The sequence below is a fragment of the Filibacter tadaridae genome, assembly GCF_900609045.1.
GTDB classification, from domain to species: Bacteria; Bacillota; Bacilli; order Bacillales_A; family Planococcaceae; genus Sporosarcina; species Sporosarcina tadaridae.
Genome location: NZ_UXAV01000031.1, coordinates 58,549 through 72,381 on the forward strand (window position 1 = coordinate 58,549; position 13,833 = coordinate 72,381).

At 43.3% G+C, this 13,833-nt stretch carries 12 protein-coding genes; 2 read left to right on the forward strand and 10 right to left on the reverse strand.

Going from position 1 to position 13,833, the window contains the following annotated elements; genetic code table 11:
• Window positions 1–70: 70 nt before the first annotated feature.
• From FILTAD_RS05525 to FILTAD_RS05550, 6 genes are all read right to left on the reverse strand, one after another.
• The gene (locus FILTAD_RS05525) at window positions 71–1,129 is read right to left on the reverse strand and encodes a DmpA family aminopeptidase (RefSeq protein ID WP_124069516.1); all 1,059 of its coding nucleotides are present in this window, start codon (window positions 1,127–1,129) and stop codon (window positions 71–73) included.
• Between the two features lie 131 nt (window positions 1,130–1,260).
• Window positions 1,261–2,298, reverse strand: a complete 1,038-nt coding sequence (locus FILTAD_RS05530; RefSeq protein WP_124069517.1) for an ABC transporter ATP-binding protein — start codon at window positions 2,296–2,298, stop codon at window positions 1,261–1,263.
• On the reverse strand, window positions 2,295–3,317 hold the full coding sequence (locus FILTAD_RS05535) for an ABC transporter ATP-binding protein (RefSeq protein ID WP_124069518.1): 1,023 nt from the start codon (window positions 3,315–3,317) through the stop codon (window positions 2,295–2,297). The genes FILTAD_RS05530 and FILTAD_RS05535 overlap by 4 nt, the downstream gene beginning before the upstream one ends.
• A gap of 13 nt (window positions 3,318–3,330) precedes the next feature.
• Complete coding sequence (opp3C, locus tag FILTAD_RS05540) at window positions 3,331–4,392, reverse strand: oligopeptide ABC transporter permease (RefSeq protein WP_124069519.1); 1,062 nt, start codon at window positions 4,390–4,392, stop codon at window positions 3,331–3,333.
• Complete coding sequence (locus tag FILTAD_RS05545) at window positions 4,389–5,321, reverse strand: ABC transporter permease (RefSeq protein ID WP_124069520.1); 933 nt, start codon at window positions 5,319–5,321, stop codon at window positions 4,389–4,391. Before FILTAD_RS05545 ends, opp3C begins: the two co-directional genes overlap by 4 nt.
• A 114-nt stretch (window positions 5,322–5,435) precedes the next feature.
• On the reverse strand, window positions 5,436–7,088 hold the full coding sequence (locus tag FILTAD_RS05550; protein WP_124069521.1) for a peptide ABC transporter substrate-binding protein: 1,653 nt from the start codon (window positions 7,086–7,088) through the stop codon (window positions 5,436–5,438).
• Between the two features lie 124 nt (window positions 7,089–7,212).
• Here FILTAD_RS05550 and FILTAD_RS05555 point away from each other — a divergent pair, with 124 nt between their 5' ends.
• Complete coding sequence (locus tag FILTAD_RS05555; RefSeq protein ID WP_124069522.1) at window positions 7,213–7,587, forward strand: DUF3899 domain-containing protein; 375 nt, start codon at window positions 7,213–7,215, stop codon at window positions 7,585–7,587.
• Here the strand turns inward: FILTAD_RS05555 and FILTAD_RS05560 are convergent.
• From FILTAD_RS05560 to FILTAD_RS05570, 3 genes are all read right to left on the reverse strand, one after another.
• On the reverse strand, window positions 7,572–8,498 hold the full coding sequence (locus FILTAD_RS05560) for a dipeptidase (protein ID WP_124069523.1): 927 nt from the start codon (window positions 8,496–8,498) through the stop codon (window positions 7,572–7,574). The genes FILTAD_RS05555 and FILTAD_RS05560 overlap by 16 nt on opposite strands.
• 195 nt (window positions 8,499–8,693) lie before the next feature.
• Complete coding sequence (locus FILTAD_RS05565) at window positions 8,694–8,966, reverse strand: hypothetical protein (protein WP_124069524.1); 273 nt, start codon at window positions 8,964–8,966, stop codon at window positions 8,694–8,696.
• A 145-nt stretch (window positions 8,967–9,111) separates the two neighbouring features.
• Complete coding sequence (locus tag FILTAD_RS05570; RefSeq protein ID WP_160117569.1) at window positions 9,112–10,635, reverse strand: plasmid pRiA4b ORF-3 family protein; 1,524 nt, start codon at window positions 10,633–10,635, stop codon at window positions 9,112–9,114.
• A 214-nt stretch (window positions 10,636–10,849) separates the two neighbouring features.
• Here FILTAD_RS05570 and FILTAD_RS05575 point away from each other — a divergent pair, with 214 nt between their 5' ends.
• Window positions 10,850–12,892, forward strand: coding sequence for a thioredoxin domain-containing protein (locus FILTAD_RS05575; protein ID WP_124069526.1), 2,043 nt, complete (start codon window positions 10,850–10,852; stop codon window positions 12,890–12,892).
• Between the two features lie 167 nt (window positions 12,893–13,059).
• Here FILTAD_RS05575 and FILTAD_RS05580 read toward each other — a convergent pair whose 3' ends face one another.
• Window positions 13,060–13,731: a hypothetical protein gene (locus FILTAD_RS05580; protein WP_148085383.1), complete on the reverse strand. Its 672-nt coding sequence runs from the start codon at window positions 13,729–13,731 to the stop codon at window positions 13,060–13,062.
• Window positions 13,732–13,833 lie beyond the last annotated feature (102 nt).

A 13,833-nucleotide genomic window follows, 5' to 3' on the forward strand; every position in this document is an offset into this window, starting at 1 on the left:
TGGCAGCAGCTGGCACAAGATTAAAAAAGAGAGACAAGTCTCCGTTAAGAGCTTGTCCCTCATCCATTCGTCAAAAAGGATAGGCGTAGGCGGTATTGTCATTTCTCCCTTTTGTTGTTTCAGCTTGTGATAAGGAGTTCAGTATTGCCTCCTCAACAACTTCTACTGAAGCAAGGAAAAGGGTATCCATGATTACATGATCCTCCCGCAATTGGGATCTGCTCTCGACTGATTCCGTTGTGTCATGCGGAATCTTGTGCGCCGTTGAAAAAGCAATTACAATATCCCCGCTGCCATGACTGAAATGACTGCCCGTCCTGCCGAGTCCGATGCCACATCGTTTGGCCAGCCGCTTCAACTGCCGACTGCTAAGCGGGGCATCCGTTGCCAAGACAATCATAATGGAGCCATCTGCTTCTGTTGGATACGCGGGAGTATCCGTGTGCTTTACACGATATCTGTCAACTTGAAAATCTTCTTTCTTTCCGAAATTGCTAAGTACCATACAACCGATTGTATAGGCAGGGTCATTCTTCTCATCGATTATGATGCGGGAAGATGAGCCGATCCCGCCCTTATAGCCAAAACAAATCATTCCCTTTCCGGCTCCTACCGCACCTTCAGCCGATGTTTCCATTGAGGCTTCATTTAGACATGTTTTCGCGTGCTCAGGTTGAATCGGCAGCGAACGGATGGAATTTAATCGGCTATCGTTACATTCCCCGACGACTAAATTGATAGTCCCCGTACTCACGCCAATGGCAGGGTTATCTTCCAACATATACTGCAATGTTCCCTGCATGACTGCAGGAACAGCAAATGTATTCGTCAGCATGATTGGGGATTCGATGACGCCTAATTCATTCACTTGGACAAGACCAGTTGTCTTTCCGAAGCCATTTAATACATGGCTCGCGGCGACCACTTTATTGGCGAATAAATTGCCGTCATGTGGCAGAATAGCAGTCACACCTGTGCAGGCATGCTCACCATCAGCAAGTGGATGATCAAGCGTGACATGTCCTACTTTCACGCCTTCTACATCGGTGATGCAATTATTCTTACCGATAGGAAGACGGCCGATTGTAATTCCTTTATATCTTATTTTCCCAGTTTTCGGGTGTGTCATAATCATTCACTCCAAAATGTAAATAGATTGAAATACGGATTCCATTCAAAACCGCTTAGGATGTGCCTGCGCTAGTTTTCATACAGATACATAAATAGTAATATGAATTGTCGTTATACCCATAGTTGACTTCATACCGTTTGATAGGTCGAAACTTTTTCATCATAAAGAGGAACCGCGTCTTCCCGGGACATGACTTGTTCATCGTACAAATGGCAGGAAACAAAGTGATTGGATTCGACTTCTAAAAATTGCGGCTCGATTTCAGAGCACACCCCCATTACATTCGGGCATCTTGTCCTGAACCTGCAACCACTAGGTAGGTCAATCGGGCTTGGTACGTCACCGGTTAAGATGATTTGTTCCCTGGATCTTTCCATATCCGGGTCGGGAATCGGAATAGCTGACAACAACGCTCGCGTGTAAGGATGCAAAGGCTTTTCATACAGCGTTTCGCTTTCCGTAATCTCCATAATCTTCCCCAGATACATTACTGCGATGCGGTCGCTTATGTACTTTACCATTGACAAATCATGTGCAATGAATAAATAAGTCAACTCTTTCTCATCTTGTAGCTTTTTCAATAAGTTAACGATTTGCGCTTGAATCGATACATCCAGCGCGGCAATCGGTTCATCCGCGACGATGAATTCGGGTTCAACTGCTAAAGCTCTAGCAATTCCGATACGCTGTCTTTGCCCACCACTGAATTCGTGTGGAAACCGCTGGGCGTGTTTCTTATTGAGACCGACAAGTTCCAGAAGCTCGTTCACTTTACTTTCCCTTTCTTTGCGCCCGAGACCAGGTGAATGGATGATCAAGCCTTCTGAAATGATTTCCATTACAGTCATGCGCGGATTAAGTGAGGAATAAGGATCCTGGAAAATCATTTGCATGCTGCGTTTTTTCTCTTTTTTTGCAGCACCGCTTATTCGACCGTGGACGGAGTCATTGTTAAAAAGGACTTCACCGCTTGAGGGTTGATAAATTTGTGTAATCACCCTACCGACCGTTGATTTTCCACAACCCGATTCGCCGACAAGTCCGAGTGTCTCTCCTTTTTTAATCGTGAAGCTGATGCCGTCCACAGCCTTCAACGAACTCTTTTTCCCAACAGGGAAATGCTTCTTCAAATCGGATACAACGAGTAACTCTTCGTTTTTTTTCATTCGTATACGCTCCCAACTTCCTCGGGGATTTGTGCGGACGGTGTTCGTTCGTCCTGCAACCAACACATCACCGTGTGGCTATCACTTAAATGTGTGTATTTCGGCAAAAAGTCATGGCAGACTTTCATAGTATGTGGACAACGTGCCGCAAAAGGGCATCCAGTTCCAAGCGTCATAACATCAGGCGGCGAACCGGGAATCGGGATAAGCGGTTCCGATCTACTCGCACTTAGATTAGGCATTGAGCGCAAAAGGCCTAGTGTATACGGATGCTGCGGTTGATAAAAAATCTCATCCAATGTCCCTTGCTCCACTATTTCCCCCGCATACATAACGGCGACATGGTCTGCCATATTCGCCACTACACCAAGGTCATGTGTAATAAGGATAATAGCTGTATCCATTTTTTCCTGTAAGTCTTTCATCAACTGCAATATTTGGGCTTGAATAGTGACATCGAGTGCCGTCGTTGGTTCATCGGCAATCAATATATGCGGATTACAAGCAAGGGCCATAGCAATGACGACACGCTGCCTCATCCCTCCGGAAAATTGATGGGGATATGCTTCAAGCCTTTCTTTCGCATTTGGAATCCCGACAAGCTCCAGCATTTGCAGTGCCTTTTCTTTTGCTACTGTCTTTGAGAGCTTTTGATGTTTTAATAGCCCCTCCATAATTTGCTTCCCTATCCGCATTGTCGGATTCAAAGAAGTCATCGGATCCTGGAACACCATTGCAATCTCCGAGCCCCTCACTTTCTGCATGTCGTTCACTGACAGATTGAGTAAATCTTGTCCTTCATACAAGATGCCACCTTGTGAAATCTGAGCATTATGTTTTGGCAGAAGGCGCATGATCGCCTTTGCAGTGACGGACTTTCCAGACCCTGATTCTCCAACAATTGCCAATGTTTCTCCTTTGTTCAAGTTGAAATTTACACCGCGTACGGCTGTTACCATTCCGGCTTGGGTCTTGAAGGAAACGTGCAAATCAGTAACTGCCAATATTTCTTCTGTCATAATTGACCCTCCCCTATCTCTTCATTTTCGGATCCATTGCATCCCGTAGCCCATCCGCCAATAAATTAAAGCAGATCATAATGGCACTGATGACAAATGCCGGGAAAATAAGTTTGTATGAGAAAAACCGCATTGATTTATAGCCGTCTTCTATCAATACACCGAGTGAAGCAAGTGGCGCTTGTAAGCCAAGCCCTATGAAACTGAGAAATGCTTCAAAGAATATGGCAGTTGGTATAGTGAACATTACCGTGACAATAATCGGTCCCATAACGTTAGGCATCAAGTGTTTCCAGATTAACCTGGCATTTGATGCACCAAGTGTCTGAGATGCCAAAACAAATTCCTGACCTTTGAGCTGTAGGACTTGACCTCGTACAACACGCGCCATTCCAACCCATCCCGTTATAACCATCGCTAAAATGATGGAACGAATACCCGGCTCCAAGATGAGTATGAAAAGGATGATGACAATCAAGTTCGGAATACCGACGAGCACCTCGATGATCCGTTGCATGAAGTTGTCCACTCGACCGCCGTAAAACGATGAAATCCCTCCATAAACAACACCAATGACCAGATCAAGCGCCGCCGCAACAAGTGCGATGAATAAAGATATTTGAGTACCCTTCCAAACCCTTGTCCAAATATCCCTTCCGAATTCATCTGTTCCAAACCAATAGTTTTCTTCTACAGCTTGTGTTTCATAGACGTCTATCCCTTTGGAGTTCTTACCGTCAAAACCAAGCCATTCAAGGCCCGAAACTTTCGGCGGCATATTCGAATGAGCGATATTCTGGCTGCGGTATGTATGCTCATTCATAGAAGGTCCTACAAGAGCAACGATCACCAACAACAATAGTACAACAAGCGAAATGACTGCCCCTTTATTCCTGAATAGGCGATGAAAAGCTTCCTGCCAAAAGGAAACGGACGGTTTGGAGATTTCTTCTTGCAACGCAAGGTTCAGCGGCGCAGCTACAAATAAATCGTCCGTGATTTCATCATGGTTACCACGCGCATTTGTAAGGGGGGGTGAATCAACAAGCTGTTTCTCATTGAGTTTACTAGTCATACTTGTCCGCCCTCCTTATACTCAATACGCGGATCGAGGAATCCATAAATGATATCAACAAGGAAAACAACAAAAATAAATAATGCACTATAAAAAAGCGTGATGCCCATGATTACACTGTAATCCAGGACCAGTATAGATAATGTGAATTGTTCTCCGAGACCCGGAACGGAAAAAATCTTTTCGATGACTAATGTACCCGTCATGATGGAAACAGCAAGTGGTCCAAGCATCGTTACAACGGGGATTAATGCATTGCGGACAACATGTTTGATGATAACGGCTGCTTCACCTAACCCTTTGGATCTTGCTGTCGTTACGTAATCTTGTCCCAGCACTTCGAGCATTTCACTGCGTATAAAGCGCGCAACAGTCGCTATAACTGTTACTGAAAGTGCAATCGAAGGCAAAAGCGTACTTTCATAACTTTCCCACAGTGCAACTGGAAGCCATTCAAGTTTTACGCCAATATAATATTGCAGTAATGCGGCAAAGACGAAAGACGGAATAGACATGCCGAGAACTGCCAATGTCACAGCTCCATAATCAAGAATTGTATTATGTTTTAACGCTGAAACAATCCCTAACACCAAACCGATAATCGTACCGAAAATGAGCGCTTGTAAGCCGATGAAAGCGGATGGTCCCACCCGGTCAATAATCATGCTTTTAACCGTACGACCCTCATATTGAAATGAATAACCGAGATCTCCTTGCAGAAGGTTTCCGATGTAGCGGAAGTATTGTATGGCTGCTGGTTGATCCAGGCCATATTTGGCATTTAGGATCTGGAGCTGCGAATCAGACAATTTTTCTGGGTTAGTGAACGGTGTACCAGGAAGTAATTGCATAAGGAAAAATGTGAGTGTAACAATGATAAATAACGTGATAACCATGAAACCAAGCCTTTTTACTATGTAACGCTTCATCGTGGGCACCTCAATTCTGTGAAAAGTTCGTGTTCATCGCATGAAAGATATCTTCATAAAAAAACGTAAAACGCGGGCACACCAGTTGGCTACACCCGCGTTCTTGTCTGTCTATTATTCTTCGATATACGCCCATTTGTAGGACATATCCGCACCTGAAGGATGAATAACGAGTCCTTTCACTTTTTCATTGAGGAGAACTGCAGATCCTCTTTGATAAAGTGGTGCGACTGCTGCATCTTCTTCCAACAGGATTTTCTCGATATCCAGCAACATTTCATAACGTTTCTCCAAGTCTGTTTCACCACGTGCAGCAACAACCAATGCATCTAGTTTAGGATTATGATAATCCATGCGGTTCGCCGAACTTCCTTTTACCCACATATCTAGGTAGGTCATCGGGTCACTATAGTCTGGACCCCATGTTGATAGCGAAAGGTCATACTCAACGGCTTTTTCGATTTCAAGTCGTTGTGCAAATGGTACGGCTTTGATTTCAAGTTTGAATCCAGGAAGATTGTCTTCAAGTTGCGCTTGTAGATATTCAGCGACTTTTTTCATTTCATCTGAATCGGCGATATTGATGGACACTTCCACTTCTTTTTGTCCGAGTTCAGCTAACGCTTTTTCCCAATACTCCTGTGCTTCTTCAGGAGTCCCTTTGTTGAAATCACCATTGAGTTCACGGTAATCTTTATCATCCGGTGAGAAATAGAACGACTCAGCGACGACGCCGTAAAGTGGTGTAGAACCATCTTTCAAGATGACGTCTGTCAATCCATTACGGTCAATTGCCATATTAATCGCTTTGCGAACGTTTACATTTTTTAGTACAGGGTTGTTATGATTAAAACGTAGGAAGACGATTCCCGAGTCTTTTACGTTTTCGAATTCTTTATCATCCTTGTATTGATCGACAAGCGCTGATGTCAATTTAACACGGTCGATTTTCCCCGTTTCATAAAGGTTTGCACCTGACGACGGGTCTTTTACAACAAAGACGTTTACTTTTTCAAGTTTTACGTTGTCGGTATCCCAATAATCTTCATTCTTTTCCATTTCCCAACCTTGCTCTTGTGTCCAGCTTACAAGTTTAAAAGGCCCGTTGGCTAGAATGTTTTCAGCTTCAAGTGCATACTGATCGCCCATTTCTTCAACGAATTTCTGGTTTTGTGGTAAGAATGTTGCGAAAGACAGCAATGTCTTAAATAATGGATTTGGACTTTCAAGCGTGACTTCCAGTGTGTTATCGCCTGTTGCTTTAATACCAAGTTCTTCCGCATCCATTTCCCCATTCATGATGGCTTCCGCGTTTTTAACACCAGCAGTGGCGATCATATAATTGTACGCACCGTTTTCTTTCATGACACGTTTCCATGCATATTCGAAATCTGCTGCTGTAACAGGGTCACCATTACTCCATGTTGTATCTCTAATCGTAAATGTATGAACTGTTTTATCATCATTCATTTCATGTTTTTCAGCCAATGCAGGAACTGATTTATTGCTTTCATCTTGACGATAAAGCCCTTCGTTCACATTGTTCAACACATTGAAAGCAATTGCATCATGGGCTTTTGTAGAGTCCAAAGTAGGGACATCAGCCGGCGCGCTCAAGTTAAGTACTTGGGCAACCTCGCCATCTTTTTCATCCCCACTTTTCTTCGTTCCATCATCACTTTTTTCTGAAGAATTAAAGTTGCAACCCGCCAAAAGTAACGCAAACATTGCAAAGAACAGTAAACCAAACCACTTTTTATTCTTCATTATCCATTTCCCCCTTGCTTATTTTACTGAGTTTTATACAATTATATATGTTAGTAGTTATATTTGCAATAACATTATTAATCTTCAGTTATTTTAGTGTTCATCAGGAATAGGAGCAAATGCAATGACAAATCGTCTAGTAACAATCTTTTCCTTCATACCACTGTTAATCTTCCTGCTTGTCCGGCTGCTTTCCCCTAGTAAGATGATTCATTTTTTAAATGGAACCTTTTACATAGGTTTACTTTTTTTAGTTGTCGGAAGTGCGTTAACTCTGATTCAAGGTGGATTTTTTAATGCTTTTGCAAGAAACTCCAAACGCTTTTTTTCTACGTTAAGCAAAAAAGAACAAGTTATCCGGGAAGTCCATCAACAAAAGGCGCAGGCAAATGGTTACGAAAGAAGCTTTCCTGTTACCAAATACATTCTGCTGCTCGGTTGCATTTATTGTTTAATCGGCGTTGCAGGGTCCATTGCTTTCAGTTATTTCGGGAGATGATTAAGGAAATTTTGGGAAGCAAATCCTTGCACAGTATCCTCGCTATAGTATTTTAATAGTTCATTTACCAAGTTAGTGTGCATAGATGCATCTTCCAAGTTCACAATTTTTTTCGATATACCGTCAAAATCAGACCCTAATCCAATTTGGTGGACGCCTCCCAGTGAACAAAAGTGATCTATATGTTCAATGAGGTTTGAAATCGTCACTTTTTCCGCCACTTTTACAAATTGAGGAGCATAAACGATATGGATCATGCCGCCTTGTGCAAACATCGCTTTTGCTTGATCATCCCTTAAGTTCCGGACGTGATCACAAATCGATCTTGCATTTGAATGGCTGGCAATCGGATATTTCGCCACATCCATTACATCCCAAAACGCTTTTTCACATAAATGGGACACATCCGTAAAGATCTTATGCCGATTATTCCACTCTACAATTTCCGTCCCAAATGATGTAAGGCCTGCTCCACGCTTTTCGCCAGCTCCATCAGCTGCCAAGTTCGCATTGTTCCAAGTCAGACCAATGGATCGAACGCCTAATTCATATAATATTGTCAGTTTTTGAAGGTCATTCCCGATAGCGTCAACGCCTTCCAACGTCAATAAAGCACCGGTTTCCCCTTCTTTCAACAGACTCAAATCATCCCAGTCTTTAATCAGTTTCATAGAGGAGTTTTTGCCAAGTACTTCTGTATAGAAGTAATGGATTTGATCCAAAGCCACTTGGAACTTATCATCCGACTTGACTTCGGGATAGATGAAGATTGCGAATGCTTGGACCTTAACGCCTCCTTTTTTCAATCTCTCGAAGTTCGTATCCAGTTCGGGTGCGTCTTGGAATTTCAGTTTTCCTTTCGATTCGTACAGTTTTAATAACACATCGCAGTGCAAGTCAATGACGTTCATCTTCATACTCCCCTTTGGTATAGAGGTGTTGAAACCTCTTTAGTAGCTGAATAGATGGGACTGGCAGCTATATATAGTAGTTACTATCTTATCAATTAGTTTAGAATAATACAATAATTCTAGCGGTTAAACTTCAAAAAAAATAGGCCTTAGTAGAAGCCCATTACTTTAGTTATTATTTTCCGGTATATACGGCTATGCTTCTCTTTCTTCTTTGCGTTTTTGTTTGCTAGCTATTTTATTCTCATATGCGATTACTACTTGCTTTTTATACTCATCGGAAAAGTAAAGACCAATTGTTTCCAACTCTCGAATCGCACATTGTAAGTCGACACCATACCATTTACTATACGATTTCGCGATATTTTTGGCAGTTGTATTCGGCAACCACTTTGTCTTTGCATTCAACAAACGTTGTTCCCTTTTCATTCTTTTTCTCCGAGGTCCTGGATTTTTCTTTTTCCCCATCCTTTCGCCTCCTATTTCTACAAACGATTCTTAGTATATAACAAACGCCCTTTACGACCTATAGGACGTAAGGGGCGTTTCTGGAATAGTTTATAAGTGAGTGCCTTAATTGTGTGGGGATCTACTTAGACACCCACTTAATATGTTAAAAACCTCTATCCTTCTGTCTCATTTCTCGTAAGAACTCTTTTAATTGCTTAATATTCGGTAGTGCCTTTGTTCTCATGACCTCCATGCGAAGTGGTCTGATAATGAGCGATAGATGCCGGTACGAGTCTTCCGATAACCAGATTTCACGCGGGCGGAAACCTGTCTGTTGCACAAAACTTATAAAGGCATGTTGGGCATTTTCCGCTTCATTCGTACCCTGATAGATTTCCTGGAATAATACTAATCCATTCTTATGATCAAGCACAACGGCCATCATGGGGAACTGCGGTCGTTCGTCTTTCTTTTCTTGAACAGGTGTATCCAAATGAAAGATTTCAAATTCAATAGAACTGTTCTGACGTTCTAGCTTTTGTGCGCGTTTCAAATCCAATTCGGAAATGAACAGCTCAGGCTTTTCTACCCGTTTTCCGTCTCTTCTAATTTTCAATACACCGTCCTTCCATAGAAGTGATTCTTCCTCACTACTTGGAATTTGAGCCGGAAACTCTAGATCCCCCTCCCAGACTGGAACCCGAGTGACACCTGTTCTAACCTGTTTACACATTTCCATCGCCCGCTCGATTGCCACTGACAAAATTCGTGCTTCTTCTTCGTCTATCAACCACGGGTAACTGCCTGGCACGAAACTGCGGAATTGAAGCCATTGTTTCCGTCCACGGAATGTTCCCCCATGTTTTTTAATGAATTTGTAGTCTTCCGTGTCCAACTCATCACGGTCAACGAAAGATAGCAATATACTTCTCTGTTTGAATATCAAATCCATTGTCTCTTTCGTATTGTCGAATGTGTCCTCCAAAGACCGTAGACCCGCTTCGCCAATGTAGACTGCCATGCCGAATTCTTCCCCTGCACCGCCAAGTATGCTACAAAATAGATTTTCTCTACTTTCAGGGTCTATGACGACAAAGATTTGATTGTCATCCAGCGTTTCCCATGGTTTAAGTGCGTTGAATGCTTTTGCCTGGTTAAAGAACGCTTCCCAGTCAAATGAATCCGAACCTTCTCCTTCTCCTTCTCCTGCTACTATAGTTGACAAAGGTGCTAGAGCTTCATTGACACGTAATGTTGCCTTTTTCCAATCTTCATCCCCGGATGCAGATTGTGTCGCTTTTACACATTGAGGATAACGTTCGCCAGGTACTTCTTGAAGGACTTTTTCGAACGTAATTTCATGTTGCCAGTTGACCCCGAAATCATATGTATAGACGGCAAAATCCTTTTCATTTTTGAACCAACCGGATAGTAACTCAGTGTTTTCATCCACTGTTCGGAATGAAGGTGGGCCATCAATCATGTTTTTCGGACCGATATATAAATCAGCCACTTTACGCCCTCCTGTTTTACGTACAGAAAACGAATGCAAATGGCTATCGTCCCAGTCGAATGCCGCCTGGATTATTTCGTGTAGCTGTTGAAATGTCGCTTTACTATCTACCAGAAGCCTTCGCCAAATCGGTGGGCTTGACTGTTTTAGCAGAATTTTGAATTGATAAATCATCGAATCACCTCTGTGTGGAATTTGTTCCATTCTACCAGTTTGAGGTACTTTTCTCACGTACTTACTCGGGCGAATGCCTTACAATGTTGAAAGAATTCATTGCCCAACTACACAATGGCGCATGCTTTTCGTTTTTGCGTGTCATCTCATGTCTTTTTCTTTGTACATGTGGGAAGATTAATGGTGAAGCAATCGTTTGAGGAAGGTGGATTTTATGGACAGGCAACCGAATCGTTTACGTATGGAAAAGTCACCCTACCTATTGCAACACGCTTATAACCCCGTCGATTGGTATCCGTGGGGCCCGGAAGCGTTTGATAAAGCGAAGCGGGAAAATAAACCCGTATTCGTCAGTATTGGTTACAGCACTTGTCATTGGTGTCATGTTATGGAGGAAGAATCATTTGAAGATGATGAAGTCGCAGCTTTATTAAATGAACATTTCGTTTCCATTAAAGTGGACCGTGAAGAACGGCCGGATATCGATGCTATTTATATGGAAGTTTGCATTCAGCAGACAGGGCAAGGTGGTTGGCCACTGAATGCTTTCTTGACATACGATCAGAAACCGTTTTACGTAGGTACTTATTTTCCGAAAGAAAGCAAATACGGTCGTCCCGGGATGATGGATGTACTTCACCAACTGGCCGAAACGTATCAATCTGAACCCGAGCACATTCAGCAAATAAGCGAGGGTGTTGCAAACACATTGAAACCACGTGCAAGAACAGCTGGCGATGAAGTGCCGAGTGACGCCATGCACGCAGCGTTTCAGCAATTGTCCCAGCAATTCGACACGAAATACGGCGGTTTCGGAGGCGCTCCAAAATTCCCGTCCCCCAGTCAGCTGCTGTTTTTACTGCGCTATGCCAAGTGGACAGGTGAAGATAAGGCCCTTTTAATGGTTGAGAAAACATTGCATTCCATTGCGAACGGCGGGATTATGGATCATATCGGAGGCGGTTTCGCGCGCTATTCGACAGACGAAATGTGGCTTGTCCCCCATTTCGAGAAGATGCTACATGACCAGGCATTGCTGTTATCGGCATTTACCGAAGCCTATCAAATGACACGGAATCCTCGTTACAAAGAAATCGTTTATAGCACCGTCGCATTTCTGAAGCGGGAAATGACGCATCCGGATGGCGGGTTTTATTCTGCAATCGATGCCGACAGTGAAGGTGAAGAAGGCACGTATTATATTTGGAGTGAAAACGAAGTGCTCGCACTTCTTGGGGAGACGAAAGGTAATCTCTTCTGCGATGCTTATGACATTTCCGAGGAAGGGAACTTTGAAGGCAAAAACATTCCGCATTTGATCGGTACAGATATGAAAAAGTTGGCTGAAGAACACGAAATGTCGGAGGTAACTGCCTGGCAAACTCTTGAAGAATGCCGGAAACAATTGTTGAAGGAACGCGAAAAGCGTGTCTATCCGCATCTCGACGATAAAATTTTGACGGCATGGAACGGTTTGACGATTGCGGCACTTGCAAAAGCGGGTGCAACATTCAAAGAACCTGCATTCATTGATATGGCGGAAAAAGCAACTTCCTTCATTGAAAAGCACTTATCGGAAGATGATTTCCTGCATGCGCGGTTCCGAGATGGCGAGGCGAAATTTCTCGGTTATGTCGATGATTATGCATTTTTACTTTGGGGCTACATCGACTTGCACCAGGCAACAGGTTCTGACGAGCATCTAAAACGGGCGATAACGCTTTCCGTTTCTCTGTTTAAGCGATTTGGAAGCGAGGAGCATGGTGGTTTTTATTTCACCGATCAAGACGCGGAAAAATTGCTCGTACGGGATATGACCATTATGGAAGGTGCCATGCCTTCCGGAAATGGCGTCGCTGCCTTGCAATTATGGCGGCTCGCAAAACTGACAGGCAATCATAAGCTACTGCAGAAAGTTGAGCAACTTATGTCCGCCTTTACGGATGAGGTCATCAATTATCCGACCGGTGTATTGACCCTTCTTACAGCAAGAATGGCCTTCGAAGTAGGTGGCAAAGAGATTGTTGTAAGCGGAAGCTCAGCCGCAGGGAAGAATGAAATCCTCGAATTTCTACACACGACATTCCATCCGTTTGACGTGTGGTTGGAGGCGGAATATGAATCCAATACGGAAACTATAGCACTGACGGAAGGTAAATATAGTGATACTGAACCGCTCGTTGTCTATGTTTGTGAGCATTCTGTTTGTTCGGCGCCAGTGCGTGATGTGGGTTCGTTTTTGGAGAAGATGGATTGAGAAAGCGTTGCGAGGTTTGGGGCGCAAGCGTTGTGAGGTTCGGCGCGGGCGTTGTGTGGTTCGACGCGAGCGTTGCGAGGTTCACCGCAAACCTTGAAAACCCCATTTCCGCACCACAAATCCCCCTTCGAAGCCCATCGAAGGGGGATATTTTTGTTGCTTCATCATTAGAATGTGAGTCTACCGAAAATGTCGCCTAGCCCTTTATCCAATATAACGCGTAGATAGAACGAAAAGAGAAGCGTGAAAAGTATGAGATAGGAGATGAAACTGTAGTGGGGATCCAAGTTCGATGATGTAGTTGCTAGTAATCGCGTTAGCAGATATAAAGGTAGAACAAAAATGGCATAGAGTACGATAGCTAATAGAAGGACATTTCCAATTACGACTGACTTGATTAGAATAAGGACAAATGTGAGTAGGGATAGTGCGAGTAGTGGAATCAACTGCGTGCCATATATGCCTGTGAGCGTTTTCAGTGTTAATTCGGCGCCTAAAAATTTGTTGATAAGATATAGTGAAATAAGGACGATGAGCATGCCGAAAGCGATGAAAAAGAATGTGTCGCTCACAATGGAAACGAATGATAACGTTGCGCTATCATGACTACTTTTTAATGCGTAATTGACAATCCCGATGAATAGTGCGAACAACGCAAGCGTTACAACATCAAATATGAATTCGCCTTCCGCCCGACGGAACGCTTCAGTCGGTTTTTTCAAATAACGTAATAAATAATTCCAGTAAGCCTGTAACGATCCTTTTACTTTCTCAACATTTTCATTCGGTTGTACACGTGAAGTTCGCATTTCGATTTGTTGATTCTCAGATTTCCTCATTTCCATTCCACAATTCCCACAAAACCGTGCAACTGATTGTTCACTTCCACAATTGACACAAAAGATTTTTTATCCTCCTTTGCCTTCTTCCTACTACCCTAT